Raw genomic sequence first — 25,022 nt, 5'->3', positions numbered from 1 at the left:
GTTTTAATTACTCATCCAGGAAGCTGCGCAGAGTTTCTGAGCGGCTTGGGTGACGCAGCTTACGCAATGCTTTAGCTTCGATCTGACGGATACGTTCACGAGTAACGTCGAACTGCTTACCAACCTCTTCCAGAGTGTGGTCAGTGTTCATGTCGATACCAAAGCGCATACGCAGTACTTTCGCTTCACGCGGTGTCAGGCCTGCAAGAACATCTTTTGTTGCTACTTTCAGGCTTGTCGAGGTAGCTGAGTCCAGAGGAAGCTCTAGAGTCGTATCCTCGATAAAGTCACCTAGATGCGAGTCTTCGTCGTCACCGATTGGTGTCTCCATAGAGATTGGCTCTTTAGCGATCTTAAGTACTTTACGGATCTTATCTTCAGGCATCTGCATACGTTCTGCCAACTCTTCTGGAAGAGGCTCACGACCCATTTCCTGAAGCATTTGACGAGAGATACGGTTCAGCTTGTTGATAGTCTCGATCATGTGTACCGGGATACGGATAGTACGTGCCTGGTCAGCGATAGAACGAGTAATCGCCTGACGGATCCACCATGTTGCGTAAGTCGAGAACTTGTAACCACGACGGTATTCGAACTTATCTACTGCTTTCATCAGACCGATGTTACCTTCCTGAATCAGATCCAGGAACTGTAGGCCACGGTTGGTGTATTTCTTCGCGATAGAGATAACCAGACGTAGGTTCGCTTCAACCATCTCTTTTTTCGCTCGGCGTGCTTTCGCTTCACCGATAGACATACGACGGCTGATGTCTTTAATGCTTTGTACTGGAAGAGGGTTTCTTCTTCGATAGCAGCCAGTTTCTGGATGCTACGACGAATCTCTTCTTCGTTACGCTTGATCTTCTCTGCGTATGGTTTGTCTGAAGCAAGAACTTCATCTAACCACGCTTCTGATGATTCGTTGCCTGTAAACAGAGTAACAAAAGACTTCTTAGGCATTTTGCCGTACTCAACACAGTGGCGCATGATTAGGCGCTCTTGAGTACGTACGCGATCCATCGATGTGCGTAGTTCGTTTACAAGGTAGTCGAACTGCTTTGGAATCAGGCGGAATTCTTTGAAGACTTCCAGCAGATCACCAGACGCAGCAAGAGCAGCTGCACCTTCACGGCCACTGTCATTAACAGCAAGCTGGTAATCTTGATATTTGTTACGAAGGTCAGTGAACTTCTCTAGAGCAAGCTCTGGATCGATACCTGTATCTTCTTCTTCATCCTCATCTGAGTCTGATGAATCATCGTCAACGTCTTCACTATCTTCGTCTTCGAGTTCTGTTTCTGAAAGTTCAGAACCGATGTGAGTTGCTGTTGGTGCAGCAGTTTCAGCATCGTTAGGGTCTACGAAACCAGAGATAAGATCAGTCAGGCGAAGTTCTTCTGCCTGAACTTTGTCGAATTGCTCAAGAATGTAAGAGATGGTGCCAGGATATTCTGCAACAGAGCATTGAACCTGGTTGATACCATCTTCAATACGTTTTGCAATATCGATCTCGCCTTCACGAGTTAGCAGCTCTACAGTACCCATTTCGCGCATATACATGCGTACAGGGTCGGTAGTACGGCCAATTTCATTTTCTACACTAGATAGTGCAGCGGCAGCAGCTTCTGCTGCATCTTCGTCAGTGATGACATTGTCATCGTTTAGTGACATCTCGTCTGCATCTGGTGCAGTTTCAACGACTTTGATGCCCATGTCGTTGATCATCTGAATGATGTCTTCTACCTGCTCAGAATCTACGATTTCTGCTGGTAGGTGGTCGTTTACTTCGGCGTAGGTCAGATAGCCTTGTTCCTTGCCTTTAATTACAAGTAACTTCAGCTGTGACTGCGGATTTTGATCCATAGACGATATCCAACTTCTGGTCTGAGTGATGGTGTAAGAATGCGAAACGCAAACCGCCAATTATAACAAATTGAACAAACTTTGACTACGAGTAAAGGGTTACGCTTTCAAGTCTTCCATAAGTAATGCTTGAAGCTCCCGTTTTTCTTCGATTGATAAACCGACACTTCTCTCTTTCGCTTGCAAAGTTTCAATCTGCTTTAAAATGCACTGAGCAAAAATATTATCCAATGCATCGAGGAATATATCTTCTTCAATATCATCGTCTTTTAGCGGGATTTTCCAGCCTGCAAGGCGCGATATCAAACTTTCATTTTTATCATTACGCCAATATTCTAACAACTGGCCTGTGCTGATATGGGGATTTGATCGACAGTTATCAACCACATCTGTTAATAAACTTAGTCCGGGAATGGAGATTTCGCGAACACTTGTTAAGTCTGGTACCAATTCTACGAAAGCAGGATTCTGAACTAAGAGCGCGATCACTTCCCGCATTGGTGTACGCTTAATCTCTTTATGAGGTTGTGGCGTTGTATTTACTGATACCTTCTTTCTAACTTGATGATCTAGAAAGTTCCCGGTTTTTTGACCTAAGAGCCTGAATAGTTGAACTTGTAAATGTTCATCAGGTACTTTTTCGATAAGCGGTTGGGCCAGAGCTTCCAAAGCCGCTTTGGCTTCGGTTCCACTAATCTTGATCTGTTCACCAAGGTTGGCAAAAAGGTACTCTGAAAGTGGGGTTGCGTTGGCAACTTGCTCTTCAAACGCTTCTTTGCCGTATTTACGGATATAGGTATCCGGGTCTTCACCATCTGGTAAAAACAGAAACTTAAGTACGTTGCCACTTTTCAGATAACCCAGCGCGTTTTCCAGTGCACGCCATGCGGCTTCTCGGCCGGCTCGGTCGCCGTCGTAGCAACAGACAACGGTATTAGTCTGTCTGAACAGCATTTGCAGGTGGTCGCCTGTCGTGGAAGTACCTAGTGATGCAACTGCGTAGTCCACGTCGTACTGTGCCAGTGCCACCACATCCATATAGCCTTCAACCACCAGAACTTGCTCTGGCTCTCGGTGTGCCTGAAGTACTTCGTATAGGCCATAAAGCTCTTTACCTTTATGGAATACAGGAGTTTCCGGTGAGTTTAGGTATTTGGGTGTTCCGTCACCAAGAACCCTACCGCCAAAGCCGATAGCTCGTCCGCGCCTGTCCCTGATTGGGAACATGACTCTTCCCCGGAAGCGGTCATAGCGATTGCCTTTATCGTTTTCGATAAGCATACCGCCGGTGACGAGCATGTCCTGAGTCTCTTTTTGCTGACCGAAGTTCTTTCTAACAGAATCCCACTCATCAGGAACAAAGCCGATTCCGAACTTCTGAACGATTTCACCCGATAAGCCACGCTCTTTCAGATATTCGATAGCGTGTTTATTTGCTGGTACTTTTAACTGAGAACGGTAAAACTTAGCGATACTCTCCAACAGGTCGTAAAGGTTACGTTTTTCCTGTGTATTGGTGCGGGGAGCATTGCTAAGTTGACCGCTGCGTTGTTCTCTTGGGACTTCTAAACCGAGCCCGTTTGCTAATTCCTCAATGGCTTCAACAAATTCGAGGTTGTCGTAATTCATCAAAAAATCGATGGAGTTGCCATGAGCACCACAACCGAAGCAGTGATAGAACTGTTTTTCCTGACTTACAGAGAACGATGGAGTTTTTTCATTGTGGAAAGGGCAGCAGGCACCGTAATTTTTGCCCTGCTTTTTTGAGCTTAACTCTGGCATCTACAATATCAACGATATCTACTCGGGCGAGTAGGTCATCAATAAAATTGCGTGGAATAAGTCCTGCCATATGCCTCAGAGTTTCTTTGGTGTTGCGGATACAAACAAGCCGTGCACTCCGGAAAGGATAGCACGGCTTGCTATAATTTGATTCAGGTATTAAGCAAGTTTAGAACGAACTAAACCGCTAACTTTACCCATATCTGCTCGGCCTTGAATCTGTGGCTTAAGCACACCCATTACTTTACCCATGTCTTGCATGCCAGCTGCACCAGAATCCGCAATAGCAGCTTCAACAAGAGCGGCTACTTCTTCTTCGGTTAGCGGTTGAGGCATAAAATCCTCAAGGACAGTAATTTCTGCTTTTTCAGCATCGGCTAGGTCTTGACGACCTGCAGATTCAAACTGCGTAACAGAGTCGCGACGCTGTTTAACCATTTTTGTCAGTACAGCAATGATGTCGTCGTCAGTCAGAGTGATCTGCTCGTCAACTTCACGTTGCTTAATTGCTGACAGGGCTAAACGGATAGTGCCAAGGCGCGCTTTGTCCTTGGCTCTCATCGCATTTTTTTGCTCTTCTTTGAGTTGGTCAATAAGAGCCATAACTAATTCCTTCTGGACTTAGTTATTAGTACAGGCGAACGCGACGTGCGTTTTCGCGAGCTAGCTTCTTAGCGTGACGCTTCTGAGCAGCTGCTTTAGCGCGTTTGCGAACTGTTGTTGGTTTTTCATAGTGCTCGCGACGACGTACTTCAGATAGGATACCTGCTTTTTCGCAAGAGCGCTTGAAACGACGTAGTGCAACGTCGAACGGTTCGTTTTCACGTACTTTAACTACTGGCATATGCCTTTCACCTCAGGGGTTATTCGTTAATGCTGGTTCCATATTTACCGTATCGACATCGATCGGTATTTAACCAGCTTGATCAAAAATGGTGCCGAATTTTAATCCGATCACCATCCCTTTGTAAAGTATTATCGTGGTCAAAATTTGTGGAATTAGGTAATATTGCGCCAATTTTACTTATTGAGATAGGCGTGCAGAGAAAAGTATGCGCATTTTAGGTATTGAAACTTCCTGTGATGAAACAGGTATCGCGATTTACGATGATGATAAAGGGCTTCTTTCTCATCAGCTTTATAGTCAGGTAAAACTACATGCTGATTACGGCGGTGTTGTGCCTGAGCTAGCCTCGCGTGACCATGTTAAGAAAACCATTCCTCTTATTAAAGAAGCTTTGAAGGATGCGAACTTAACATCTGATGATATTGATGGTGTTGCTTACACAGCTGGTCCGGGATTGGTTGGAGCATTGATGGTTGGTGCAACGATTGGTCGCAGTATCGCTTATGCGTGGGATGTACCAGCTGTGCCTGTTCACCATATGGAAGGTCACCTTTTAGCTCCTATGCTGGAAGACACGCCACCTCCGTTCCCGTTTATTGCTCTGCTGGTTTCCGGTGGTCACTCAATGATTGTTGAAGTGAAGGGAATTGGTGAGTACAAGATTCTTGGTGAGTCGATTGATGATGCAGCAGGTGAGGCCTTTGATAAAACCGCTAAGCTTCTTGGTTTGGATTATCCTGGTGGCCCGTTGCTTTCTCGATTGGCAGAAAAGGGTACGCCAGGCAGATTTAAGTTCCCTCGCCCTATGACCGATCGCCCTGGATTGGATATGAGTTTTTCTGGTCTGAAAACTTTTGCTGCAAATACGATTGCTGCGAATGAAGATGATGAGCAGACAAAAGCAGATATCGCATACGCATTTCAGGAAGCGGTATGTGCCACTCTTGCTATAAAATGTAAGCGTGCTTTGGAACAAACTGGGTTGAAGCGAATCGTTATTGCTGGTGGTGTAAGTGCTAATAAGCAACTAAGAGCAGAGCTGGAAGCGTTAGCTAAAAAAGTGAAGGGCGAAGTTTACTACCCAAGAACTGAGTTCTGTACCGATAACGGTGCGATGATCGCTTATGCAGGTATGCAGCGCCTGAAGAACGGTGAAGTTTCGGATCTTTCGGTTGTCGCAAACCCTCGCTGGCCGATAGATACGTTAGAGCCTGTTAAGTAGGCGGTAGGCTATTATATCCCTCGCTCCCATGCTCCTGCGTGGGAGTGTATACTGGCATTAAAGCTGGCTACATTTCCCCCTTAGATATGCATTCCCACGCGGAGCGTGCGGAACGAGATTTGTACATAAACTACTTCGCGTGTGGAACGAGGTGAGACAGGCTTACTTATTTCCTACCTTCGGCTCGGTGCCTTCGATTAATCTCTTAATATTGTCCTGGTGTCTGAAGATAACCAGACAGCAAAGCATAGCTACCGGAAGAGTGTATTGAGGTTTTACCAGCCAGGTATAAAAAGGTGCTAAAAGCGCAGTAAATATGGCTGCGGCTGATGAAATTCGGGTAACAAGTGCAATTGCTAGCCAGGTGATTCCTAGCATCGCAGTTAACTCCCAACCTATCGGAGCAATGGCACCAATGGCGGTAGCGACGCCTTTCCCGCCTTTAAAATGGAAGAATATTGGATAGATATGCCCTAGACAGGCGGCAATACCTATTACACCAAGTAGCATTGGCTCTATACCCAAGAAATAACCAACCCAAACCGGGAGTGCCCCTTTTAACATGTCACAAACCAGCACGGCTATTGCTGCTGGTTTTCCACCCAACCGATAGACATTGGTTGCCCCCGGATTATGAGATCCGGAAGATCTTGGATCCGGCAATCTATATAAGCGACAAATCAAAACTGCACTAGAGATCGAACCTAATAAATAGGCTGAAATGATCATAACGAGTGCAAGTGGCGTCATTGTTAAATCCTTTAGGGGTGATCGACAAACTAAATGTTTGTTATCATGAGCAGCATTTTGTCGCTGATACTTAAAATCATACGTTCTTTTGAACTCTTTTGGTATCCGACCTGTCTCAGATTTCGAGGAAATTACATGTCGCTAGATAAAGTTTTTATTGAACAGCTTGAAGTTATTACAACCATTGGTGTGTATGACTGGGAACAAACCATTAAACAGAAGCTGGTGCTTGATATAGAAATGGCTCACGACAACAGAGCTGCTGGAAAAAGCGATGATGTAGAAGATGCGCTGGATTATGCATCTGTGAGTGAAGCTGTACTGAATCATATCGAATCCGGCCGTTTTCTATTGGTAGAGAGAGTGGCAGAGGAAGTTGCAGAGCTAATCATGCAAAAATTTTCTGTCCCCTGGATTAAGATTCGTTTAACCAAGCCGGGTGCTGTTCCACAGGCAAAAGGGGTTGGCGTGATTCTCGAACGAGGCCAGCAATGACCACAGCCTATATTGGTGTAGGAACAAATATAGAGCGTGAAAAACATACCCGGGCCGCGATTGAAGAGCTGTCTAAGTTAGATAGTGCGCTCAGGGTTTCACCAATTTATGAGTGCAAAGCCGTTGGTTTTGGCGGCTCTGCATTTTATAACTTTGTTATTGAACTCAATACTTCCCTAACCTTAACGGAATTTTCACAGAAGTTGCGTAAGATAGAGTTGAAGTGGGGAAGAAAAGAAAATGCCCAGAAGTATCAGGATCGAACACTTGATCTTGATATTATCCTGTTCGGAAAACAAATATCTAAAGCTAATCCAATAGTTCCTAGAGACGATATATATAAATATCCATTTGTAATACAGCCGCTATGCGATTTAGCGCCGGGGCTAGTATTGCCTGAAAGTGGAGATAAAGTCTGTGATATTTGGGCTCAAATGGACGGTTTAGATTCCCTGACTGTCTTAGATTTTTATTTTAATGGTGTTTTATGAGTTATTTTGAAGCTTTTGTGCTTGCTTTGATCCAGGGATTGACAGAGTTTTTACCAATATCCAGTTCGGCACACCTGATCTTGCCTTCTGCTATTTTGGGATGGGAAGATCAGGGGTTGGCATTTGACGTCGCCGTTCACGTTGGTACGTTAGCAGCTGTTGTTATCTATTTCAGGAAAGAGGTGGTGACACTGCTGGAAGCGTTCTTCCAGTCGATTTTTAAAGGTCGGCGAGACAAAGAAACTAAGCTCGCCTGGATGATTCTTCTTGCAACTATTCCAGCCTGTATTTTTGGCTTGTTTATGAAAGATATTATCGAGCTATATCTTCGTAGTGCGTGGGTTATTGCTGCCACAACCATTATATTTGCGCTTCTTTTATGGTGGGTGGACAAAAACTCATCACTAAAAGATGACGAATATCAGGCTGGTTGGAAAAAGGCTCTGTTTATCGGTTTAGCGCAGGCGTTAGCGATGATTCCTGGTACATCTCGTTCAGGAGCCACTATTACCGCAGCGCTTTATCTGGGATTTACCCGAGAGGCCGCTGCACGCTTTTCATTCTTAATGTCTATCCCGATTATCACTCTTGCTGGTTCGTATTTAGGCTTAAAGTTGATGACAAGCACTGAAGTGGTTCATACAGGATTCTTACTGACTGGCATTGTTACATCGTTTATCAGTGCTTATATCTGTATTCACTTCTTCTTGAAGTTGATTTCACGAATGGGTATGACGCCTTTTGTTATTTATCGACTGATACTAGGCTTTGGCCTTGCAGGTTGGCTGCTAACCGCATAACTAAATCAAAACAGGCTACGAAAAATCGTAGCCTGTTTTGTATTGGTTTATCTGTTTTAGCGAACCACTTCGGCTATTGCATCTACTCTTCTCTTATCCAGCTCATCACGTATTGCCTTACCTTTAAAACCATCTGCAATAATTTCCTGAACTTCAATGGAAAGTGCTGCCTGATAGGCGGACTCAAAAATAGATTTTTGCGGGTACGGTGTTTCTTCACTTCCCTTTCTGCCTTGATGATCTGCCTGGCAACAAAGTAACACTCCAGCGAGTTTTTCTGGCTTTCTCCAGACGTCAAGCTTGTTAAAAATCTTTAGGAAGGTCGCTGGCCTCAGCTCTTTTGTTCTATGAATATTTGAATGCTGAGCACAAACAGCAAGAGAAAGCTCTTTATAATCATTGGGCACCCTTACTCGTTCACAGAGTTGTTTGATTATTGGTAATCCACGGGACTCATGCATTTTGTGGCTTGGCCACTCTTCTTCAGGAGTGACGCCTTTGCCAAGGTCATGTACCTGGGCTGCAAAGCGGATAACAGGAGAGTCAGAAATCTGGGCGGCTTTCTGAGCTGCCATCAGTGTATGAATACCAGTATCGACTTCCGGGTGCCATTTTTCAGGTTGAGGCACACCAAACAGGCGATCAATCTCAGGAAGAACAACTTGTAACGCTCCACACTCTCGAAGAACGGCAAGAAATACTTCTGGGTTAGTAGTTAGCAGTGACTTATGCCATTCCTGCCAGACACGCTCTGGAGTAAGGTGCTTAAGTTCACCTGAATCGACGATTTGCCTCATTAACTTTATTGTTTCATCAGCAACTGAAAAACCCAGATGAGCGAGTTTTGCTGCAAATCGTGCCACACGTAATACTCTAAGAGGATCTTCCACAAAAGCATCGGATACATGCCTAAGTAGCTTACTGGCTAGATCTTTCTGACCATTGTATGGATCGTGCAGATTACCTTCTTTGTCGAGCGCCATGGCATTGATAGTAAGATCGCGGCGCTTAAGATCTTCTTCCAACGTGACGTCTTCAGAGAAAAAACATTCAAATCCAGTATAGCCCGCTCCGATCTTCTTCTCTGTTCTGGCCAGGGCGTGCTCTTCTTTGGTATCAGGATGCAGAAACACTGGAAACTCTTTACCAACACTCTGGAAGCCTTGTTGAAGCATTTCCTCGGGTGAAGAACCAACAACTAACCAGTCTTTATCATGGCTATCAATTTCCAGTAGTTGATCTCTGACTGCGCCACCAACAAGATATATCTGCAATTTGCATACTCCAATTGTAAATACGGTGAGGTTACTCGAGTATATTTTCTTTACATTCTATCAGCTAGTGGTAGTTTTCTTTAGGCCTGATCGCCTACTGGTGTCAGGTATAGGAGAACACAGAGATGTATAAAGATTATTTTGGTTTTATTGAAGCGCCATTTTCAATAGTTCCAAACGCAAAATACTTGTTCCTGAGTACCCGCCACAGAGAGGCTTTAGCTCACTTGCAGGCCGGGCTTGGTGATGGTGGCGGCTTTGCCATGCTGACAGGCGAAGTTGGGACAGGGAAAACCACAGTTTCAAAGGCAATGCTTGCCTCTATCGGGAGTGATATAGAGGCTCGGTTGATTCTAAATCCAACGTTCTCAGAAACCGACCTTCTTGAAGCTATATGTGATGAGTTTTCTGTTAGTTACCCCGAAAAAGCATCCTTAAAGCAGTTGAGCCAGGCTATTTTCGGTTACCTTCAAAGTAATTATGATCAAGGTAAGCAAACTTTATTGCTGATTGATGAAGCGCAGCACCTTTCAGCAAGCGTTTTGGAGCAACTTAGGCTGCTAACTAATCTGGAAACAGATAGTGATAAACTGCTCAAGGTGCTTTTAATTGGTCAACCTGAATTACAGGCAAACTTGCAGACGGCACAGCTACGACAGTTAGCTCAGAGAATTACTGGCCGCTATCATCTTCTGCCTTTAACCGAGCAGGAAATTGAGCAATATATCCATTTCCGGGTAAAAACGGCGGGTGTTGAAAGGTCTCTATTCTCTAAAAAGGTTATACGAATCATTGCTAAGCAAACAGGTGGTGTGCCAAGGCTGATTAATCTGGTCTGTGATAAGGCCTTGCAATATGCATGTTACAACGCAGAGAAAGAGGTTACTCCTTCGGTCGCAGGGAAAGCATGTGAAGACGTAATGTCGTTTCAGGCTCCTTCCTTTAATCAAAGCGCTAAGCAGAATAAAAGAAACAGCCCAACTCCTGTATACGCGGCTTTAACAGCGGTCGCTTTATTAGTCGGTGGATACAAATATGCACCTGAAATTAAAGCGTATATCGACGCTCAGACCACACAGAATCAAACCCAAGAAGCGCCGGTAATACCGTCATTGCCTGATTCCAGGGAGCAGGTCTTAGAGCAGTTTATTCGGACCAGTGAAAGTGAAACGGAGGCGATTCAAACTCTGTATCGCCTTTGGGGTATAGAAGCCTCAGCAAGAGAAGCAAGTTGTGACTCTGATGCAATGCAGCCTTTTTTGTGTGAGCAAAAAACAGGGTATCTGGAAGATATCAAAAAGCTAGGGCGACCAGTGGTTCTGACTCTTCGGGGAAACAGACAAGATTTTGAAGCGGTATTATATGCCGTTTATCAGGACAAGGCCGAGCTTCTTAATGGCTCAGAACGAATTCAGGTTCCGATCAGCTGGTTAAACTCCGTCTGGAATGGCAAATACTCAACGCTATGGTACAGCGAAGTCGATAAGGCGCTTAAATTTGACAGTAAGGGGCCATCTGTTCTGGTGCTGGATAAACTTTTGGCTGATGCGTTAAACGAGCCCCCTTTGCAGAATGACACCTTTGGAGAAGAGATGTATCAAAGGGTGCGTACTTTTCAATTGTGGCAGGGTATCGAAGCGGACGGAATTGCAGGCTCTCAGACGTTACGTTTACTGGATCTAGTGGCAAACAAGAACGCGCCTGAGCTTAAGCAGTATCCATACAACAAGGATATGGAGTTAGACAAAAGTGCTCCTTCTGATTCAGAGTTCGTATTACTGGGATATCCTGAATTGGGGCAAGGTAAGCCTTTAGCCCTTCTGAGAGCTAAGTATATTCGCCAGCAGTTGGAAAACACTCCTGAAATAGGCACTGAGAACTCCAATAGAGTGAATCCAGAAAAGGTTTCGGTTCAGGACAAAGTAGAACCGAAAACGACGTCAGCTTCTCAGCCCAACAATAAAGAACTCTCCCTGGATGAGCTGGATTTGAGCGAGTTGTCTCCTGAACTTGCTCAGTTAGTTAAAGGTGCACTCGACGAATCTGATGGTGTCACAAATAGCGTGGATACAGAAAATTCTTCAGATATGTCTGTGGTAGAGCCTGATAAGCTTGCAGAAAACAGCGCAAAATATCAGGGTAAATTGCCACCGTTAAACCTACAGACTCATATGTATGCGACAGATTCAAAACGTCGTTGGGTAAAGATCAATGGACAAGAGTTAAACGAAGGCGACTGGCTCGGTAGTGATATTCAACTTATTTCAATTACACCCAGGAATGTTGTTATTGAGTTTGATAAACAGCCTATCGAAATCCCTGCACTATATGAGTGGAAGGGATAAGGTCAAAATTACGGGTATAAAAATAGCCGCTTCACATGGTGAAGCGGCTATTTTTTTAATTGTTGTTTTAGTCTGCCCAGCCGTTTCTAGACTTTTTACGACGAGGAATGATATGTGGAAGAATCAGACCAAATAGCAAACCGATACCAGCTACGCCACCACCGTAGATAAAGTACTTAAGAAGCAAGTCTTCTTTCTGAGTATCCAGACGAGCACGTAGTTCACGAATTTCAGACTGAGATGAGGTTAATTGCTGGCTCATATCGCTGTAACTTTTTTCAAGTTCAGCAATCTGCTTATTACGGATATCAAGAGATTCTAGTAGGCCCGCTTGTTCTTTATCGGCACTCTTCTCTGCGTTTGCCAGCTTCTCTTTTACTGTTGCCAGCTCTTGCTCTAGAGCAGGAAGGCGTACAGAGATACTTGGCCTGTTAGTTACAAACTTACTTTCTACCCAGCCTTTGCGGCCTTTACTGTCAACAACTTCACTGTAACCCGTAGATTTGTCTGTGTTGATAAGGTTTACTTTATCGCCTGCATTGACACTACCAATAATACGGAACTGATTGCTCGGGCCAGAATGCATGTAAGTGAAAAGGTTGTCTGCAATATAACGTTGTGCTGCAAAAGCTCCTGGTGTTGCAAATAGCGTACACAATACCAAGGTGAATATTTTCTTCACGGTAAGTCCCTTCAAATCTTTCTACGAAACAAAGACTAGTTAGTCTTTTTAGTTTTAGTTCATTATGCGAATAGTAAGAAGTTTCAGTGACCGCTGCAACAAAAGAGGCCGTGTAAATGGCCTTTTCTGTGCATTTGAGTCAAATCTGACATTGTTCTGAATAATCTTAAGCCCGAGAGTTAAGAAAAATAACTTCGAACAGTTCAAAGAACACGATAGCTAACAGGGCGCCTGCAGGTAGGGTTACTACCCAGGAGACGACGATATTGCGAACAACTCCAAGATTAAGCGCCGCGATACCTCTGGCGAAACCAACGCCTAAAACTGCACCAACCAGCGTTTGAGTGGTTGAAATAGGTAAACCAGTACCCGACGCTAATACTACCGTTGATGCTGTTGCTAGCTGAGCAGCGAAGCCACGGCTTGGAGTTAGTTCTGTAATGCCGGTGCCCACTGTCGCCATCACCTTGTGACCAAGAGTCGCCAGCCCGATTACAATGCCTATCCCGCCCATAGGAAGTATCCACCACGCGATACGGCTTTGTGCTGTAATCTCGCCCATATGTTCTACAGTAGATACGATGGCAGATAGAGGGCCAATTGCATTGGCTACATCGTTAGAGCCGTGAGCGAACGCCATTGCACAAGCTGTTATCACCATCAAAATACTGAAGATACGCTCTACGCCAGTGAAGTTGTCGTCTTGCTTCACAGTGGCAAATTTTCGCTTAATGTATATATAACCACCAACCATCACAAGCACAGAAACCGCTGTTGCCCAGCCCCAGGCTTCTAGACCAGTGATATGTAATCCCACATGTTTGAGCCCTTTTTTAATGGTAACCAGAGCGATGGTTAAAGTGGTAAGAAACATATATACAGGTACATAACGTTTCGCATTTTCTAGCGGTGAGTCGGTATCAAAAATCAATCTCTGGGCACTGATAAATAGCCCATATGCAATGATCCCGGCAATAAATGGTGTTATCACCCAACTGCCGACAATCCCTGATACAGAGTGCCAGTCAACAGCGTCACTTCCTACAGAAATAACGGCAAAACCGATTACAGCACCTATGATTGAGTGAGTGGTTGAAACAGGCCATCCCATAAAGGAGGCAATTAGCAACCAGGTACCCGCTGCAAGAAGCGCAGACATCATGCCGAATACCAGTACATCAGGTTGATCAGCAAACACGGAGGTTTCAATTACGCCTTTGCGAATGGTATCTGTTACTTCTCCGCCAGCCAGATATGCGCCAGCAAATTCAAAGATCATTGCAATAAAGATGGCTTGTTTAACCGTTAACGCTTTGGAACCAACTGATGTTCCCATCGCATTGGCCACATCATTTGCGCCAATACCTATCGCCATTAATAAACCAAAAAAAGCGGCAATTGCGATAAGCAATGTGCCGTATTGAGCAAGGATATCCATTGTAGTACCCGATAATTAACGAATTCTTGCCACCACAAAGCAAAAGTGCCACCAAGGAGGGCGACACAGGCTCTATGAGGGCTTAAAATTTAGGAGCGAGCTAACATAAGCTCAAGACGGTGGCCAACGCGAAGCCCCTGATCAGCTATCTCACCGACCAGTTCCAGTACTTTGTACATAAACATGACATCGACAGGATCGTGCTGCTTTTCAACCTCTCGAAGATCTCTGCGAAGCTGCATTTGGAGCGCGTGTGTTTTATCTTCAATGACATCTAACTCATAAATCATTTCTTGTACGCGTTCTACTTCTCTGCCTCTGAACCCTGTTTCAATCAGTTCATCAAACTCACACACTACTTTGTATGCTTGATTGGCTGAATCCAGGCAGCTTTGTACAAGCTTTAAGAACTCGACATCAAGGTGAGCCGGTAGGCGTAGCTGTCGAACAATAACGCGTTCGGCTATAGCTTTAGACAGGTTAGCGAGTTTGTCTTGCTGGGTCAGAAGATCCAGTAGGTCGGTTCGCTCCACAGGCAGGAAAAGCCCTTTTGGCAGGCGAAGGCGAATCTCGCGCTTGAGGATATCCGCTTCCTTTTCTTTATCCGCAATTTGGTTACAGATTCTGTTTGCTTCAGCCCAATCATCCTTATGGCAAGCTTCAAAGAAGCTGTACAGATAACCACAACATTCGTCTACGCATATTGCGTGCTTCTGTAGCGGTTTAATTGGGGACTTAGCAAACAATCCCATAATAGTATTCACTGGCATAATTAGTTACCAAAAAAATATAACCGAATTAAAAAATAGGAGCTTGTAAGCAAAGGTGATTGACGGTTATAACGGGATGCGAATGTTACACATAAATTTGTGTGGTGAAAACTGATTTAGATCATCCCTAGGTCAAGAATTCGTACTTGCTGTTCATATCGTTAGGCAATATCCTTTCTATATCTTAGTACTAAGGGATAGCTATGGAAACCGAGATAGAGCTGAAGTTTTTTGTTTCACCTGATTTTGTAGATAAGTTAAGAGAAAAAATCGCAGATACCAAAATTCTTCAGAACAGTTGCCGGGATTTAGGAAATACCTATTTTGACACGCCGGACAACTGGTTACGTAAGCATGATATCGGCTTGCGCATTCGGCGGTTTGATGAAGTATTTATTCAAACAGTTAAGACCTCTGGTAGGGTGGTCGCTGGTCTGCACCAGAGGCCAGAGTATAATGCAGAGCATACGTGCAATGAGCCTGAACTCACTCTTCACCCAGATGATATTTGGCCAGAAGGTAAATCACTGAGTGATCTGCAATCCGAGTTAACCCCAATTTTTTCTACCAACTTCACCAGAGAGCAATGGCTGGTCGGCATGGCTGATGGTAGTCAGGTTGAAGTTGCATTTGACCTTGGTGTCGTTGTTGCCGGAGATCAAGAAGAGCCTATTTGCGAGGTTGAACTGGAACTGAAATCAGGTCAAACCGATGCTCTGTTTACCCTTGCTCGCACTATTTCTGAAGACGGTGGAATGCGCCTTGGTAACTTAAGCAAAGCTGCACGCGGTTACCGGTTGGCGAGAGGTTATACCGGAGATAAGGTAAAATCTTTAAGGCTTGTGGATACAAGAGAGAAGGATTCGGTAGAGACCTGTTTTATCAAGTCGATGGAGCACGCACTTTCACACTGGCACTATCACGAACAGATCTTCATTGAGCGTCCATCTTTATCTGCTTTACGTGAAATCAGCTACGCTATTACTTTCGTCAGGCAGGTACTGACCGTGTTTGGTGGCATTGTGCCAAGGCGCGCGAGCGCTATATTGCGTCAGGAACTTAAGTGGCTTGCGCAGGAACTGGAATGGCTATCTATCGCAGATTATATTGATGATCTTTGTGATGACAAGGGGCATGCCCTTCGAAAACTGGACGCACGTAAGCGCCTGGTTCAGGGGTTAAAAGAAGACAGAGAAGAGCTTCCAGACCGAGAGCAGACATTAATGTTGCTACAGTCGGCTCGATATACAGGTCTTTTACTTGATCTGAGTCGTTGGATTCTTGCTCGTGGCTGGCAACCTTTTCTGGATGATAAAGCGCGCGACAAGATGGCAAGGCCTGTGCGCCGTTTCTCTGAGAAGCAGCTAGATCGTACTTGGGCAGAGCTTATAGAGGCTTTCCCTCCGGAAAGAGAGTTAACGCGTCAGGAATATATTGATCAGAAGTATCGTCTGACTCGTAATCTTTACACAGGTGTCTGCTTTGCTGCTATTTATGATATTGAGCAACGTGATGCGTTCAGATTGCCGTGGGCGGATTTACTCCATGGAATAGACGATCTGTTAACACTTAAACCACTGCAGAAGTACGTTGAAATACTGGACGACGAAGAAAAAAGTCAGTTGGAGCGTTGGTTGGTAAGACAGGAGTTATCAATATTACACGCAATGGAGCAAACCCGAGTGATGAGTATCGAAGCTCAACCATACTGGAATGCAAACTAATAATATACTCAAGGCTGGTTATTCTACCGGCCTTTATCTTTTAGCTGTTTTTCCAAATCTTTGATTTTAATTAACAACTCTTGCTGCTGTTCCAGAATTTTTTCTAAAAGCTCATTATTTTCATTTTTCTGCTGTGGTTGCTCTTTGGGTGGTGATGAGATTATCGAAGTGATCAAGCCAGATATCATACCAAATATACCAACACCACAAACAATGATAACCGCTGCCAATGATTTACCAAGGTTAGTTACTGGGTAGTGATCGCCATATCCAACCGTAGATACGGTAACAAATGCCCACCAAAGCGCGTCACTGCCTGATTTAATATTAGCGCCAGGCTCATTCCCTTCAACGATAATCATTAGCGCTGAACCAACCGTAAGCAGAACCACCAGGAGTAGCAGTATAGAAGCGAGCGTCGCTTCCTTACGGTTTTTCTGGATCTGTCTAAGTATCTGCTTACTAGAACGGATTACTCTTACGACACGGAGTATTTGAATTAATCGGCCATATCTCAATGGTTCATATAGAGGAATGCTGGCAACAAGATCTATCCAGTGATCTTTCAAGTAGATTTTTTTGTCTTGAGCTCTACCGAGATCTATCCCCCACTGTAAAAGAAAAATACTACAGATTATTAGATCGAGGTCGATAAGAATTTCACGTATGTCCGGTGCTGGATCTAGGAACAATATTCCCGAGATCACAAATAATGATAAAAAAGAGAGTAAAAGAGACATCAAACTCATCGGTTTAATATCATTTTTGATATGATGCTTTTTCATACGAGGCTCGAAATAAATATTTTAACAACCCCAGAGCCCGATAAAAACTTAAGTGATTATTATTAAAGAAATATAAGGCTGTCTGTTCGGTACTTATATAGAATACGTGGAGAATCTAGAATGGCAAGTTTAGAAATTAGGCCATGGGAGCGGGTAATAACAGATATCCGGCTAGTCCCAAAGCTGGTTCTGTTAATGGTATTTAGTACCATTTTAATCGTTGGTAAACAGCTCTGGGATGCCAGCGTTTTTTACTCTTCTGTTTCATCAGTACAAAAGCAGCACGCGCTAGAAACCGCTGCAGCAGAGTCAGGTATTCTTTCTACTGTACTTGCTGACAAAGAAAGAGACCGAGAGCAAAACCTGACAATGGCGGAATATGCCTTCGGTACTATCTCGCAGCAAAACAGCCAGTCTCATTTTACCTACCTCGTTCAGCTTGAGTCAGGCAATGTCTTAGGACATCCATCGGCTAGAAAAGTATCTAACCTAGATGCAACAACTGATAAGGGCTCTTCAGTTTCTTCCTTACTTAAAAGTGGCGGCAATAACGTCGCTTTTGAAATTAATGATGGTGAGCGCTTTGAATATGCAGTGAAGGTGTCAGGGGCTGACTGGATAATCGTTGCTTCCCAGAGTTCTGAAATTGCTCAGGGGTACTACAATGACTACATCTCCAATGTAATTTGGCAAACGCTGCTGATGATTGTTGTTTTTATTGTGATACTTCTTGGCGCTGCAAAAACAATGCTGCGTCAAACGCAGTTTATTGAAAACTCAATTAAGACAATGGCAGACAAGAATCTGTCCGAATCAATCGAGCTTAACTGCAAAGATGAATACGGTGATATCGCCAGAGAGCTAGAGAAAACTCGTGTTCAGCTACATGACGTTATTGGTGCTCAGGTTGCGGCTTCAGAGGAGCTATCAGCGCTTACTGAGGTAATGACAATGAGTATGTCGGAAACCAAAGAGTCGACACAGGAAGAGTTTTCAGAGATCGATCAGTTAGCTTCAGCGATGAGCGAAATGACCTCGACGGTTCAGACAGTAGCAGAGCACGCTCGCAGCGCTTCTTCTGTGACAGAGCAAGCGTCTGAGCAGGCAAGAAGTGGTCAGAAATTTGTTCAGGATACTGTGGGTAAAATGAATGAATTGTCGGGAGATATAGCTCAGTCTGCAGAGGCAGTAAATCAGGTTGAAGAGCGTGTTGATGCGATCAGTAGTGTTGTCGGCACTATCCAGGGCATCTCAGAACAAACTAACCTGCTAGCACTGAATGCTGCAATTGAAGCGGCTCGTGCTGGTGAGGCGGGACGAGGCTTTGCGGTAGTAGCAGATGAAGTCCGTAATCTAGCGCAAAGCACTCAAAAAGCAACGGTAGAGATCCAGGACATGATTACTCAGCTACAGGACAGCGCAAATTCTGCTGTTGAGCTAATGGAGAAGAGTGTCGTAGAAGCTGCTGATGGTGTTGAGCTTGTTACTAATGCTGGTTCTGAGTTGGATGGAATAGTAGGGCAGGTTACAAATATCAACGATATGAACTTCCAGATTGCAACCGCAGCAGATCAGCAAAGTAGTGTTGCGGAAGAGATGAATCAGAACCTATCTAATGTTCGTGAACTGGTAGAGGCTTCGGTAGTTGTTATTGGCGAGCTACTTGAAACATCTGAGTTAATGCAATCAAACGCGGAAGAACTAGACGGTAAGATTCGTTCATTTAAGATCTAGTTCAACGAATTAGGTTATATACCGTACAAAACGCTCACTAAAATTTTAGTGAGCGTTTTTTATTGCTAAAGTAGAGGGAAAACTGACGCAAGCAAGGAAGATTAATGTTACCGCTCTCTGAATCCCTCCAGAATGAAGCAACAAAAGCCTGCACAAGATTACCTGAAACGGCACAACAACTTATCCAGGGTTGGCCCGAAAACATACAAGACGATCTGCAAAGGGTTCTGGCATTAAGTTCATTTGTCGAAGACTCTCTCACCAGAGACGAGACCTTATGCTCGGAGTTACCTGTGCTTCTCGCGCAAAAGAACCGAAGCCATCATTACAGGGACGCATTAAAGGCCAGGTTGTGTGAATGCACTGATGAGAGTCAGGGGCACAGGGTTTTAAGACAGTTTCGACGTCAGGAAATGACAGTTATTGCCTGGCGAGATTTTATGGCCTCGTGGTCTCTGGATGAAAGCCTGGAGCATATATCTGAGCTTGCAGAAGCGATGATATTCGAGACCTACGAATGGCTATACGAACAATGCTGTAAAGAGTGGGGAACCCCTTGTGATTCAGAAGGCAACCCTCAGCCAATGCTTATTATCGGTATGGGTAAGCTGGGCGGTGGTGAGCTGAACTTCTCCTCAGATATCGATCTTATCTTCACATATCCGGAAAATGGTGAAACTCAAGGCGCGAGAAGAAGCATTGCCAATGCACAGTTCTTTACCCGATTAGGTCAACGCATTATCAAGGCATTGGATCTGCAAACATTTGATGGTTTCTGCTATCGGGTGGATATGAGACTCCGTCCATTTGGTGATAGCGGACCGCTGGTGATGAGTTTTTCTGCTTTAGAAGATTATTACCAGGAACAGGGACGCGATTGGGAACGCTACGCCATGATTAAAGCCCGGGTTATGGGGCGTGAAATGTATCCCCAGTATCAGGAGCTACGCCAGATGCTAAGACCTTTTGTTTTCAGAAGGTATATCGACTTTAGTGCGATTCAGTCATTAAGACGTATGAAGTCGATGATTTCCAGTGAGGTAAGACGTCGGGGGCTTGGAAACAATATAAAGCTGGGAGCTGGTGGTATTCGGGAGGTAGAGTTTATCGCTCAGGTTTTCCAGCTTATGCGTGGTGGTAGAGAGCCTACTTTGCGAGGTAGGGGGTTACTGGAAACGCTGGCTGCAATTAAGGAGCTTAAACAGCTTGAACCAGAGGAAGTAGATAGCCTGGTCGACGCTTATCGTTACCTGAGAAGGGAAGAGAACCTACTTCAGGCAATGGCAGATAAACAGACTCAGACCTTGCCAGACAGTGAGCAGGACAGGGATAAACTTGCCTGCGCGATGGGTGAAGAATCATGGGGTGCTCTGCTTAGCAATACTCAAATGCATATGCAAAATGTTCATGCAGTCTTTGAAACTCTTATTGGTGAAGATGAAGAAGAAGCGACTCAGATAGATAAGCACTTCAATGAGCTTTGGGATATGGTGCATAGACCCGAAGTGATAGAGCACATTCTGAAAGAAGATCTAGCTGTTGAAGATGTGGAAGCTGATGCGGATATTATTCGCTCCTTTAAAGCAGATATAGGTAAGAAAACTTTGGGACCTCGCGGGCGTGAAGTACTAAACCGTTTGATGCCAAAGTTGTTCCAGGCGATATATCAGCATCAGGACGCAAAGTTCGGATTGCCTCGTGTTCTGAATCTGATGCATAAAATTCTGACTCGAACTACCTATCTTGAACTTCTGGATGAACACCCCGCTGCACTAAAACAACTGGTTAGGTTATGTACTGCCAGCCCTATGATCTCAGAGCAGTTAGGTCGCTATCCTATTCTGTTGGATGAGTTGCTGGATCCTAACCAGCTATACAACCCGGTTCCTTTGTCGTCATATAAGAACGAACTAAGAGATTATCTGGCTCGTATCCCGGAAGACGATATGGAACAGCAAATGGAGGGATTAAGGCAGTTTAAGCAAACCTGTATTCTTCGCATTGCCGCGGCTGATATAGCTGGTGCGCTTCCTATTATGAAAGTGAGCGATCACTTAACCTACCTTGCTGAAGCGATAGTTGACGCGGTGGTTCAGCAAGCATGGCAGCAAATGACAGAAAAATACGGAGAGCCGACCCATCTAAAAGATAGAGACGGTAAAGGTTTTTCTGTAATCGGATACGGGAAAGTCGGGGGATGGGAGCTGGGTTATAACTCGGATCTGGATATCGTGTTTATGCACGATTGCCCTACGAATGTTTACACTGATGGTAAAAAAGAGATAGATGGCCGTCAGTTCTATTTGCGACTCGCCCAGCGGATTATTCACATATTCTCCGTAAGAACCGCTTCCGGAATTTTGTATGAAGTCGATACAAGGTTACGACCGTCAGGTGCGTCAGGTTTATTAGTGAGCCCGACAGATGCATTTGAAGAGTATCAGAAGAATGACGCCTGGACATGGGAGCATCAGGCGCTGGTCAGAAGCCGGGTCATCTATGGTGATGATCAGCTATTGCTGGCGTTTGATGATATACGTCACCGTATACTCTGTCAGCCTCGTAATGAAGAGACACTTAAAAAAGAAGTCTCTGATATGCGCATTAAGATGCGTGACCACCTGGGAGGCAAAAAGTCCGGTCGCTTTATGTTGAAACAGGATGTGGGGGGATCACGGATATTGAATTTATCGCACAGTATATGGTCTTATGCTACAGCGCTGATTTTCCTAAGCTTACCCGTTGGTCTGATAATGTGAGAATTTTCGAATCTATGATGCATCAGGAGATCATTAGCGAGGAAGAAGCTAGAGCCCTAACGGATGCCTACATTACGTTAAGGGATGAGATACATCATAGAAACCTGCTGAATCAGGATGCAGACGTTGATGAGTCTCGATTTGTCGAAGAGCGCCGATGTGTCACGGATAATTGGGTTAAATGGTTAGGATAGCGGCATAACTTAGTTAACCGTATGTTTAGGCGTGAGATTAGCTATGCTAAACTTGCGCGCAGAATGATTTGTTGGAGAAATTTATGAAACCGAGCCTACCTGAATATGCTAAAGCAGGTGTGTTGATAATTGGTGATGTAATGCTGGATAGGTATTGGTATGGCCCTACTGGCCGTATCTCTCCGGAAGCGCCAGTGCCAGTTGTAAAGGTTGAAGAAAACGAAGAGAGACCAGGTGGCGCAGCAAACGTAGCAATGAACATTGCAGCACTTGGTGGACAGGCGAATATTGTTGGCCTAGTTGGCAATGATGAGCCAGCAAAGGTTCTGGAAAATACACTGAGTTCACTAAAGGTGAACTGTGATTTCGTAACTCTATCTGATTATCCGACTATCACTAAACTGCGAATTATGAGCCGTGGTCAGCAGCTAATTCGTCTTGATTTTGAAGATAAATTCGAAGGAACCGATCCTGAACTTGTTCTTTCACGTATGGAAGCAACACTGCCGAACGTTAAATCAGTGGTGCTTTCTGACTATGCGAAAGGTGGCCTTGAGCATGTGCAAGCACTGATCCAGAAAGCCAGAGCAGCTAATGTTCCGGTTTTCATCGATCCTAAAGGTGCTGATTACGAGCGATACCGTGGCGCGACTCTGCTTACACCAAATATGGCGGAATTTGAGCTGGTGGCTGGTAAGGTTAAAAATGAAGAAGATCTGATCAAGAAAGGTCTTGAGCTAATCGATACCTATGACTTTGAAGCACTTCTGGTAACTCGAAGTGAAAATGGTATGACGTTGCTACGTAAAGGTCAGGAACCGTTCCACCTTCCTACTCAGGCGAAAGAAGTGTACGACGTTACCGGTGCTGGTGATACGGTTATCTCTGTACTTGCAGCCTCTGTTGCAGCAGGTAAACCGCTGGATGAAGCATGTGCTTTAGCGAATGCTGGTGCAGGTGTTGTGGTTGGTAAACTTGGTACTTCTACTGTATCTGAAGTTGAACTGGCAGAAGCTGTACATGGCGGTCAGGATACCGATTACGGCATTATTTCTGAAGTTGCTCTGATCGAAGCGGTTAAGAAAGCCCGTGCAAAAGGTGAAAAAGTGGTGATGACTAACGGCTGCTTTGACATTCTACATGCTGGTCATGTCTCTTACCTGAATCATGCTGCTGAGCTGGGTGACGAGACTGATTGTTGCTGTGAACACCGATGAATCAGTTAAGATGTTGAAAGGGCCAGGTCGACCAGTAAATCCAACAGATCGTCGTATGGCTGTACTGGCCGGTTTAGGTGCCGTTGACTGGGTAGTACCATTTGGAGAAGAAACGCCACGCCGTCTGATTTCTGAAGTACTGCCTAGCCTGCTGGTGAAAGGTGGCGATTACAAACCGGAAGAAATCGCTGGTGGTGAAGAAGTTGTTGCTGCGGGCGGTGAAGTTCGAGTACTGAACTTTGAAGAGGGTGTATCGACTACTGAGATTATTAACACCATCAAAGGCGACAAAGGCTAATAAGTCTTTTCTGGCTAACAGCAAAAATAACAAGGGAGAGCAGTTGCTCTCCCTTATGTTTTTTATGGCGTTTGAATCTAGCTAATAAATATGGCTGAGTTAGCTTTTCTTCAGGCCTGCACTGATATCCAGGATATCCTGCTCGCTAAGCGTACCTACTGCCTGTTTCAGGTTCAGAATACTGATTACGTAGTTGTAACGCGCATCTGAAAGGTTACGGTTTGCATCGTAAAGGCTACGCGTTGAATCCAGTACATCGACAATAGTACGGGTACCGACATCAAAACCAGCTTCCGTTGCTTCAAGAGCTGATTTTGCAGAAACAACAGATTGCTCGTATGCCTTAATAGTGCCGATACTTGCGTTTACGTTGTTGTAAGAGCTACGAACAGTAGTCACGATACCGCGGTAGCTTGCTTCCAGATCTTCACTTGCTGCAACGTAGTTGAACTCTGCCTGCTTAACCTGAGAAGTGATGTTACCACCTGTGTATAGCGGTACAGCCAAGTTAAGACCAATGTTGAATACGCCACTTTCGTCGTAATCGGTATTTGTTGGTGTCTGACTAACGTCGGAATAGTTATAACCACCATCCAAAGTTAGAGAAGGAAGGTGACCTGAGCTTGCCAGTGAAATATTGTCGCGTGCAATATCTTGAGCAATTCTCGCTGTCAGCAAGGTCAGGTTCTTTGTCTGAGCTTGTTCTAGCAGTGCTTCTGGTGACTCTGTAAGACGGTTTGCGCTAAAGCGGTCAGTGTCCAGAATATCCAGATTAGTATGTGCCTGACCCGTGATCTCGCGTAGTGACTCGTAGCTGTTGATTAGGCTGTTTTCGCTGACTACTTCGCTTGCAAGTACCGTATCATATTGTGCTTGCGCATCATGTACGTCAGTAATCGCAGACAGGCCTACTTCAAAGCGTTGCTTGGTTTGTTCAAGCTGTCGAGCTACAGCTGCTTTTTCTGCTCTGACAAACTCAAGGCTATCTTGTGCACGAAGTACTTCGAAGTATGCGGTAGCTACTCGTAGAATTAGGTTTTGTTGTTCTGCTGCGTAGGCTGCATCAGATTGGCGTGCAGATTTTTCTGCCTGGTCTAGCGTAATCCAGCTTGAGCGTTGGTAAAGTTCCTGAGAGAAATTTACACCCGCTGACAACGTGTTGTTTTCTGCTGAAGCGCTATTTAGGTCACTTCTACTGATGTCGTATCCAGCAGTTAGATTGATTTGCGGCAGAAGCGTACTGCGGCTAGATGTAATCGCTTCAAACGCTGCATCTCTTGTAGCAGCTGAACGCAAAAAGGGTTGGATCGTTTTCTTTAGCGAGATTGTAAATTTCAGCAAGATCTTCTGCTAATGCCAGTGAAGAAGCACTTCCTAGCGTCGCGCTGATGAGTACTGGTAGAAGTTTTTTCATTTTGGCTTTTCCGCCCCGTCTAAAATTATATTCTGAAAAAGTTTAACAATTAGTTGAAAGAGTGTAACTCAACTTTAAGAATAATTGCTCAATTCTTTATGATTTTTTACCCTTAATTATACGATTGTGCAATATAAA

The 25,022-nt window shown here is 44.7% G+C and carries 15 protein-coding genes and 6 pseudogenes; 10 read left to right on the top strand and 11 right to left on the bottom strand.

Going from position 1 to position 25,022, the window contains the following annotated elements; genetic code table 11:
* Positions 1-7: 7 nt before the first annotated feature.
* The 4 genes and pseudogenes from rpoD to rpsU form a co-directional block, all read right to left on the bottom strand.
* Positions 8-1,863: pseudogene (rpoD, locus tag P7F88_RS24880) on the bottom strand (RNA polymerase sigma factor RpoD).
* Positions 1,864-1,962: 99 nt separating this feature from the next.
* Positions 1,963-3,715 (bottom strand): annotated as a pseudogene (gene dnaG, locus P7F88_RS24875) (DNA primase).
* An 89-nt stretch (positions 3,716-3,804) separates the two neighbouring features.
* Positions 3,805-4,248 carry a GatB/YqeY domain-containing protein gene (locus P7F88_RS24870; RefSeq protein ID WP_277829181.1) on the bottom strand — a complete coding sequence of 148 codons (444 nt, stop codon included), beginning with the start codon at positions 4,246-4,248 and terminating at the stop codon, positions 3,805-3,807.
* A 25-nt stretch (positions 4,249-4,273) separates the two neighbouring features.
* Positions 4,274-4,489 (bottom strand): 30S ribosomal protein S21, encoded by a 216-nt coding sequence (rpsU, locus tag P7F88_RS24865; RefSeq protein ID WP_001145625.1) that lies wholly within the window; start codon positions 4,487-4,489, stop codon positions 4,274-4,276.
* Positions 4,490-4,697: 208 nt separating this feature from the next.
* Here rpsU and tsaD point away from each other — a divergent pair, with 208 nt between their 5' ends.
* Entirely contained in the window at positions 4,698-5,714 is a 1,017-nt protein-coding gene (tsaD, locus tag P7F88_RS24860; RefSeq protein WP_277829180.1) for a tRNA (adenosine(37)-N6)-threonylcarbamoyltransferase complex transferase subunit TsaD, read from the top strand.
* A 162-nt stretch (positions 5,715-5,876) separates the two neighbouring features.
* Here tsaD and plsY read toward each other — a convergent pair whose 3' ends face one another.
* Positions 5,877-6,464, bottom strand: a complete 588-nt coding sequence (gene plsY / locus P7F88_RS24855) for a glycerol-3-phosphate 1-O-acyltransferase PlsY (protein ID WP_277829179.1) — start codon at positions 6,462-6,464, stop codon at positions 5,877-5,879.
* A gap of 135 nt (positions 6,465-6,599) precedes the next feature.
* Here plsY and folB point away from each other — a divergent pair, with 135 nt between their 5' ends.
* From folB to P7F88_RS24840, 3 genes are read left to right on the top strand one after another with little or no spacing between them, the layout of a single operon-like run.
* Positions 6,600-6,959: a bifunctional dihydroneopterin aldolase/7,8-dihydroneopterin epimerase gene (folB, locus tag P7F88_RS24850; protein ID WP_277829178.1), complete on the top strand. Its 360-nt coding sequence runs from the start codon at positions 6,600-6,602 to the stop codon at positions 6,957-6,959.
* Positions 6,956-7,450: a 2-amino-4-hydroxy-6-hydroxymethyldihydropteridine diphosphokinase gene (gene folK / locus P7F88_RS24845; protein WP_277829177.1), complete on the top strand. Its 495-nt coding sequence runs from the start codon at positions 6,956-6,958 to the stop codon at positions 7,448-7,450. Before folB ends, folK begins: the two co-directional genes overlap by 4 nt.
* Positions 7,447-8,250, top strand: a complete 804-nt coding sequence (locus P7F88_RS24840; RefSeq protein WP_277829176.1) for an undecaprenyl-diphosphate phosphatase — start codon at positions 7,447-7,449, stop codon at positions 8,248-8,250. Before folK ends, P7F88_RS24840 begins: the two co-directional genes overlap by 4 nt.
* 56 nt (positions 8,251-8,306) lie before the next feature.
* On the opposite strand, the gene P7F88_RS24835 is transcribed toward P7F88_RS24840, so the two are convergent.
* On the bottom strand, positions 8,307-9,524 hold the full coding sequence (locus tag P7F88_RS24835; RefSeq protein WP_277829175.1) for a multifunctional CCA addition/repair protein: 1,218 nt from the start codon (positions 9,522-9,524) through the stop codon (positions 8,307-8,309).
* A 125-nt stretch (positions 9,525-9,649) separates the two neighbouring features.
* Between P7F88_RS24835 and P7F88_RS24830 the strand changes: the two are divergent.
* A pseudogene (locus P7F88_RS24830) lies at positions 9,650-11,233 on the top strand (ExeA family protein); the annotation flags it as partial.
* Between the two features lie 24 nt (positions 11,234-11,257).
* A complete protein-coding gene (locus P7F88_RS26560; protein ID WP_422128596.1) occupies positions 11,258-11,869 on the top strand; it encodes a general secretion pathway protein GspB in 612 nt (203 codons plus the stop codon).
* Positions 11,870-11,936: 67 nt separating this feature from the next.
* On the opposite strand, the gene P7F88_RS24825 is transcribed toward P7F88_RS26560, so the two are convergent.
* From P7F88_RS24825 to P7F88_RS24815, 3 genes are all read right to left on the bottom strand, one after another.
* Positions 11,937-12,551, bottom strand: a complete 615-nt coding sequence (locus tag P7F88_RS24825) for a TIGR04211 family SH3 domain-containing protein (protein ID WP_277829173.1) — start codon at positions 12,549-12,551, stop codon at positions 11,937-11,939.
* A 166-nt stretch (positions 12,552-12,717) separates the two neighbouring features.
* Entirely contained in the window at positions 12,718-13,989 is a 1,272-nt protein-coding gene (locus P7F88_RS24820) for an inorganic phosphate transporter (RefSeq protein WP_277829172.1), read from the bottom strand.
* A gap of 89 nt (positions 13,990-14,078) precedes the next feature.
* Positions 14,079-14,759 carry a TIGR00153 family protein gene (locus P7F88_RS24815; RefSeq protein ID WP_277829171.1) on the bottom strand — a complete coding sequence of 227 codons (681 nt, stop codon included), beginning with the start codon at positions 14,757-14,759 and terminating at the stop codon, positions 14,079-14,081.
* 203 nt (positions 14,760-14,962) lie between these two features.
* Here P7F88_RS24815 and P7F88_RS24810 point away from each other — a divergent pair, with 203 nt between their 5' ends.
* Positions 14,963-16,483 (top strand): CYTH and CHAD domain-containing protein, encoded by a 1,521-nt coding sequence (locus tag P7F88_RS24810; RefSeq protein WP_277829170.1) that lies wholly within the window; start codon positions 14,963-14,965, stop codon positions 16,481-16,483.
* Between the two features lie 23 nt (positions 16,484-16,506).
* On the opposite strand, the gene P7F88_RS24805 is transcribed toward P7F88_RS24810, so the two are convergent.
* On the bottom strand, positions 16,507-17,268 hold the full coding sequence (locus tag P7F88_RS24805; RefSeq protein ID WP_277829169.1) for a potassium channel family protein: 762 nt from the start codon (positions 17,266-17,268) through the stop codon (positions 16,507-16,509).
* Between the two features lie 120 nt (positions 17,269-17,388).
* Between P7F88_RS24805 and P7F88_RS24800 the strand changes: the two genes are divergently transcribed.
* The 3 genes and pseudogenes from P7F88_RS24800 (at position 17,389) to hldE (ending at position 23,470) form a co-directional block, all read left to right on the top strand.
* Positions 17,389-19,002, top strand: coding sequence for a methyl-accepting chemotaxis protein (locus P7F88_RS24800; RefSeq protein ID WP_277829168.1), 1,614 nt, complete (start codon positions 17,389-17,391; stop codon positions 19,000-19,002).
* A 182-nt stretch (positions 19,003-19,184) separates the two neighbouring features.
* A pseudogene (glnE, locus tag P7F88_RS24795) lies at positions 19,185-21,955 on the top strand (bifunctional [glutamate--ammonia ligase]-adenylyl-L-tyrosine phosphorylase/[glutamate--ammonia-ligase] adenylyltransferase); the annotation flags it as partial.
* Positions 21,956-22,038: 83 nt separating this feature from the next.
* Positions 22,039-23,470, top strand: a pseudogene (gene hldE, locus P7F88_RS24790) (bifunctional D-glycero-beta-D-manno-heptose-7-phosphate kinase/D-glycero-beta-D-manno-heptose 1-phosphate adenylyltransferase HldE).
* A gap of 99 nt (positions 23,471-23,569) precedes the next feature.
* On the opposite strand, the pseudogene tolC reads toward hldE, so the two are convergent.
* Positions 23,570-24,884, bottom strand: a pseudogene (gene tolC / locus P7F88_RS24785) (outer membrane channel protein TolC).
* Positions 24,885-25,022 lie beyond the last annotated feature (138 nt).

The organism is Vibrio hannami, from assembly GCF_029589055.1.
Taxonomy (GTDB): domain Bacteria; phylum Pseudomonadota; class Gammaproteobacteria; order Enterobacterales; family Vibrionaceae; genus Vibrio; species Vibrio hannami.
The sequence above is the reverse complement of the archived record's forward strand: the minus strand, read 5'-3'. Positions and strand labels throughout refer to the sequence as shown.